Raw genomic sequence first — 5363 nt, forward strand, 5'->3', positions numbered from 1 at the left:
CCGAGCGCCGTCCCAACCCCATTTTCACCATCGCCCCCAACGTCAATAACGAAACCCTCCTGGTTCACGCCTGCGAAACACTCGCTTCTGCAAGCGTTATGGCCAGTGAGCTGGCGTTCATACTCGAAGGCCCCAAATGCAATTTGGCACTGGGCATTCAGCAAATGATTGCGTTAGCGGAATTGACGGTGAATCGGGTGCTGGATCAGGTTGACCCGCAGGAGTAGGCGAGGGCGTTGATATAACGTGATGCGCCAACAGAAGCTCTGCCCCATTTAGTCGGGGCAGGGCTTTTTTTGTTTTTGGATTGAAGCCACAGCATCAGAGATCGCCAAGCCAGTGCCTTCATCACTCGGAAAAGATTGAGTTAGGATCATCAAAGCCTAAAAACGGAACATCTCAACCAAAGGACGCGACACTCATGGAAACCCCCTTTTCTCAAATCAGCGAGCGTTTGAACAATCGCCGGTTTACCGTCGCGAATAACGCTCAAGGGCTGTCCGGTGCCGGCACCGTGTTTCACTACCACGTCGAGGGGAATGCCATTTCGAGCACTTACCAGGGCGGACGGATACGCATCGGTCATCAAGTCGGGCGTGTGACAGGCCCCGATACGATTGAGCTGCTTTTTCAGTGTTTGACGGCGGATGGCGAAATGCTTGCCGGCTGGTCTCGTGGCACGGTGGGCGTTGATCACGCAGGGCGTACCACTCTGGCCTTCGTTTGGGGTTGGTTGTCGGGCGCGACGGGCGGTGGGGAGTCGAGCTACGTCGAGCTTACGGCGTAGCGGTTAAGGTTTATGATCATTGCGTCGACACCCGTGCGGCAGTCGCTCCGACTCGTTCAACAGTCCGATCCGTAATCAATAACGCGCCACTTTCATTGAGGAGAATGACCGTTCATGACGACGCAAACCGAAACCGCCATCCTGGCCGGTGGTTGCTTCTGGGGTATGCAGGATTTGCTGCGACGTTACCCCGGCGTGCTGTCCACACGGGTGGGTTACTCGGGAGGCGATGTGCCGAACGCGACTTATCGCAACCACGGCAATCACGCGGAAGCCATCGAGATCGTGTTCGATCCGCAACAAATCAGCTATCGCCAGATTCTCGAGTTCTTTTTCCAGATTCATGACCCCACCACCCAAAATCGCCAAGGCAACGATGTCGGCGCGAGCTACCGATCTGCGTTGTTCTACCTCAGCGATGAGCAGAGAGAGGTTGCCGAAGACACCGTGGCCGACGTCGAAGCTTCCGGCCTTTGGCCCGGCAAGGTGGTCACCGAAATCACCCCGGCCGGGCCGTTTTGGGAAGCGGAGCCGGAACACCAGGATTACCTCGAACGGCTTCCCGACGGTTATACCTGCCACTTCATCCGACCCAACTGGAAATTGCCCAAACGCGGGTAATCAAGTACAGGGGCGGCTCGAATGGGCCGTCTCTGTTCAGCCGCTTTGAGGCAGGTTCAAACCCGCTTCAACACACTGTCCCCCGCATCCTTGGGTAACCTGATCACGTCAACCAACGCCAACAATCCCAACACCGCCACACCCACAAACGCCACTCGAAAGTCGGCCACCTGCGCCTGCAGCTCATGGCCTTGCACCGACATCGACGCTCGCAACAACAACGCAGCAACCGTCACCCCCAACCCCATGGCCAGTTGAAAGAACATGCTGAATAACGCCGACGCTTCGCTCATGCGCGCCTTGGGTACGTCGGCAAAGCCGATGGAGTTGTAGCAGGTGAATTGCATGGATCGCGACAAGCCGCCGACAAATAGAACGGCGGCAATCACGGCGAAGGGTGTCTGTGCGGTGAAGAAGACACAGGCGACAATCGAGATCACGCCGATGACGCCATTGACCAGCAGGACTTGGCGAAAGCCATAACGCTGCATGATTGCTGTGGTGAACGGCTTCATCGCCAGGTTGCCGGCGAACACCGCGAGCACCAGCAGGCCGGCGTCGACGGGCGATAAGCCGAAGCCGACCTGGAACAGCAGCGGCAGCAAAAACGGCAAGGCGCTGATGGCCAGGCGAAAGAGTGATCCGCCGAAGAGGCTGACCCGGAAGGTGTTGATGGACACGGTGCCGAGCGGCAAGAGCGGGTGGGTGTGATGTCGGCAGTGCTGCACGGCCCACACGGCGAGGATCATGCCGGCGATCACTAGCGCGAGTCCTGAGTACATGGCGTTGCCGTGTTGGCTGCCTAGCCATTCCAGGCCGCCCAGCAGCGAGGCGCAGGCGCCCGCCAAGAGGGCGAAGCCTTTGCCGTCGAACGGGCGGACGTGTTCTTCGCGTCCTTCGGGCACCAGCCACAGTGCGGCAAATAGCGCCAACGCACCGAGCGGCAGGTTGACGTAAAAGATCCACGGCCATGACGCGTGGGTGACGATCAGGCCGCCCACGATTGGCCCGAGAATGGGCGCTACCAGGCCGGGCCAGGTAATCACCGCGATCATTTTTACCAGGTCTTTTTTGTCGGTGTTGCGCAGCACGGCCAGGCGTCCCACCGGCACCATCAGCGCGCCGCCGATGCCCTGGAGCACGCGGGCGAAAACGAACATTTCGATGTTCTGGCTGAGCCCGCACAGGAGCGAGGCGAGGGTGAAGACGATGATTGCGCCGGCAAACACTTTTCGCGCACCAAAGCGGTCGGCGATCCAGCTGGACAGCGGGATGAAGATCGCCACAGCAAGAATGTAGGCGGTGATGCCGATGTTCATGTCGACCGGCGTAATGCCGAATGCGCTGGCCATGGTGGGCAGCGCGGTGGCGATGACCGTCGCGTCGAGGTTCTCCATGAAAAAGGTCACCGCCACCACCAGCGCGATCAGCCGGGTTTGCAGGCGCAGGCCAGACTCGGCTGTGACACTTGAATCTGGCGTGGCGGGTGACTTCACCGATGTGATCCTTTTTCGAGGTCATTCAAACAAAAAACAACGCCACGAGTTTTACCATTCCGGGACCACTCAGTCTCTAGCTCCGAGGCTTGAGACGCTCGACGATTGCCTTGCCCACGTCCAGCGCGGAACCTGGGTTTTGGCCGGTCACCAGTTCGCGGTCGATGACGACGTTGGAGGTCCACGGCGAGGTGTTGCTGCGATAGACGCCGCCCGCTTGTTCCAGCGCCGTTTGCGGATAGAACTTCATCGCGCCGCCATTCAACAAGCCCTTGGCCAATTCCTCTTCCTGATTGCTGATGACGGTGAATTTGTAGCCGGCGTAGGTCCAGCCTTTGGTGGAGGCTTTGCCAGCGGTTTCGAGTTGTCGGGTGAATGCGACGGGATCGGCCAGGGTCGACAGCAGGGCAATCGGACCGTGGCAGACGAGGGCGGTGGTCTTGCCGTTGTCATGGAAGTTGTTCAGCAGTTTTCCCAGCGCAGCGCTGTGCAGCAGGTCTTGCATCGGCGCGTGGCCGCCGGGGACGTAAACGGCATCAAAATGCTCGTAGCCGATCTGTTCGACCCGCGCCAGGCTGATGACCGGCGACTCGCCTTTTGAAGTGACTTTTAGCTGATCCAGCAGCGCCTTGTGCGCCTGTAAGGCCGCCACGTCATTGTTGAAATACATCTTGTCGTTGGACGATTGGTCCAGTGTCGGCGCCTTGCCGGTCGGGGTGGCGAAGGTGACGGAATGCCCGGCATCGAGCAGCAGTTTCACCGGTTGCATCAGTTCGTTCAGGTAGAAACCGGTGGCGAATACTTTCTGGTCCTTGAGGTCGAGGTGGTCGGAATCGGACAGCACGATCAGGACATTGCTGGCCTGTGCGTTGAAGGCAGCCGCGGAAATGGTCATGGCGAGGGCGAGTCGGGCGATAGGGCGCATGGAAGCTTCCGAACAGTGAGGTGATCGATCGGCGGTCGCCGGATCGTTGATTCACTATATTCATGCCTGCGTGGGCGATAAACTTGCTGCGAAGGAAAGCACTTGTTCTTTGGAGGTAAGAGTGACCCGTCGATTCGATTATCTCGCGGACGTTGAAGTGTTCGTCACCGTGGTGGAAAAGGGCTCGTTGAGCGCCGGGGCGGTGTTTCTGGCGACCACGCCGTCGGTGGTCAGCCGGGCGATTTCGCGCCTGGAAGCGCGCCTCGGCGTCCAGCTGTTGCGGCGCACGACCCGGCGTCTGAGCCTGACCGAGGCGGGCCTGCTTTACCTTGAACAATCCCGCACGGCGTTCGGGTTGATCGATGATGCCGAACGAACGATCCAAGGGCAGGAAGGCGAGTTGACCGGGCGTGTGCGGCTGAGTGTGCCGACGACCTACGGGCATTACCGGTTGCCGCCATTGCTGTGCCGCTTTACCCGGCAGTACCCGCAAGTGCGCATCGAGTTGAGCATCAGCAATCGCAATGTGGATTTGGTGGCGGAAGGGTATGACCTGGCGATTCGTCTCGGGCAATTGCCGGACAGCGGCCTGATCGGACGCAAGCTGGAGGACGCGGGTTTGTGCCTGGTCGCCGCGCCGGACTACCTGAAACGTGCCGGCACCCCGCGCAGTGTCGACGAGCTGGCGGCGCATGCCTGCTTGCCGTTTGTGATGCCCAGCAGTGGCCGCGTCGGGCCTTGGCTGTTTCGCGAAGAGGGGGTTGATCGGGAGTGGATACCTGAGGCGAATGTGCAGGTGTCCGATGACGTGCTGGGCATTGTGTCCTTGGCCGAGCACGGCATGGGGATCTGCCAGAGCTACGACTTCATCGTCCGCGAGCGCATTCAAAGTGGACGCCTGGTGCCGCTGCTTGAACAGTCGGGCGGACGCTCCCGACCGTTCTCGGTGATCTATCCGCCCCATCGCCAATTGTCAGCGACCGCGCGGGCCTTGATCGACTTCCTCACCCGGGAAGTGGCCGAGCCAGCCGGCGAGCCGTCCCGGTAGGTTTCAGCGTACTTGATGCACCGCAGCGCCTGGATCGCCAGCAAGCCGGCTCCTACAGGTTTTGCGTAAACCCTCAATCCCGAACACCCCCACAATCTGTAGGAGCCGGCTTGCTGGCGATAGCAATCTCACGGACGCCATCGCCAGCAAGCCGGGCTCCTACAGGTTTTGCGTAAACCCTCAATCCCGAACACACCCACAATTTGTAGGAGCCGGCTTGCTGGCGATAGCAATCTCACGGACGCCATCGCCAGCAAGCTGGCTCCTACAGGTTTTGCGTGAACCCTCAATCCCGAACACCCCCACAATTTGTAGGAGCCGGCTTGCTGGCGATGGCGATCTCACGGACGCCATCGCCAGCAAGCTGGCTCCTACAGGTTTTGCGTGAACCCTCAATCTCGAACACCCCCGCAATTTGTAGGAGCCGGCTTGCCGGCGATGGCGATCTCACGGACGCCATCGCCAGCAAGCCGGGCTCCTACAGGT

General features: G+C 59.9%; 6 protein-coding genes. 4 read left to right on the forward strand and 2 right to left on the reverse strand.

The genetic code is table 11. The features are described 5' to 3' along the window. The 3 genes from KGA97_RS28900 to msrA form a co-directional block, all read left to right on the forward strand. A partial coding sequence (locus tag KGA97_RS28900; RefSeq protein ID WP_223481950.1) for a DUF6124 family protein occupies nt 1-227 on the forward strand: 227 nt, incomplete at its 5' end. 194 nt (nt 228-421) lie between these two features. After that, nucleotides 422-787: a hypothetical protein gene (locus KGA97_RS28905; RefSeq protein ID WP_223437902.1), complete on the forward strand. Its 366-nt coding sequence runs from the start codon at nt 422-424 to the stop codon at nt 785-787. Between the two features lie 114 nt (nt 788-901). Further along, entirely contained in the window at nt 902-1408 is a 507-nt protein-coding gene (msrA, locus tag KGA97_RS28910; RefSeq protein WP_192228409.1) for a peptide-methionine (S)-S-oxide reductase MsrA, read from the forward strand. A 56-nt stretch (nt 1409-1464) separates the two neighbouring features. Here the strand turns inward: msrA and KGA97_RS28915 are convergent, their stop codons facing one another. Together KGA97_RS28915 and KGA97_RS28920 are read right to left on the reverse strand one after the other, a co-directional pair. Further along, on the reverse strand, nt 1465-2904 hold the full coding sequence (locus KGA97_RS28915) for a DHA2 family efflux MFS transporter permease subunit (RefSeq protein WP_223481951.1): 1440 nt from the start codon (nt 2902-2904) through the stop codon (nt 1465-1467). Nucleotides 2905-2980: 76 nt separating this feature from the next. Beyond that, a complete protein-coding gene (locus KGA97_RS28920) occupies nt 2981-3829 on the reverse strand; it encodes a type 1 glutamine amidotransferase domain-containing protein (protein WP_008042774.1) in 849 nt (282 codons plus the stop codon). A 121-nt stretch (nt 3830-3950) separates the two neighbouring features. Here KGA97_RS28920 and KGA97_RS28925 point away from each other — a divergent pair, with 121 nt between their 5' ends. Further along, on the forward strand, nt 3951-4877 hold the full coding sequence (locus tag KGA97_RS28925; RefSeq protein WP_223481952.1) for a LysR family transcriptional regulator: 927 nt from the start codon (nt 3951-3953) through the stop codon (nt 4875-4877). Nucleotides 4878-5363: the final 486 nt, after the last annotated feature.

The organism is Pseudomonas sp. BF-B-15, from assembly GCF_019946675.1.
Taxonomy (GTDB): Bacteria; Pseudomonadota; Gammaproteobacteria; order Pseudomonadales; family Pseudomonadaceae; genus Aquipseudomonas; species Aquipseudomonas migulae.

Coding starts and splice junctions, on each gene's coding strand:
- KGA97_RS28905 (WP_223437902.1), top strand. CDS start 422: ATGGAAACCCCCTTTTCTCAAATCAGCGAGCGTTTGAACAATCGCCGG.
- msrA (WP_192228409.1), top strand. CDS start 902: ATGACGACGCAAACCGAAACCGCCATCCTGGCCGGTGGTTGCTTCTGG.
- KGA97_RS28920 (WP_008042774.1), bottom strand. CDS start 3,829: ATGCGCCCTATCGCCCGACTCGCCCTCGCCATGACCATTTCCGCGGCT.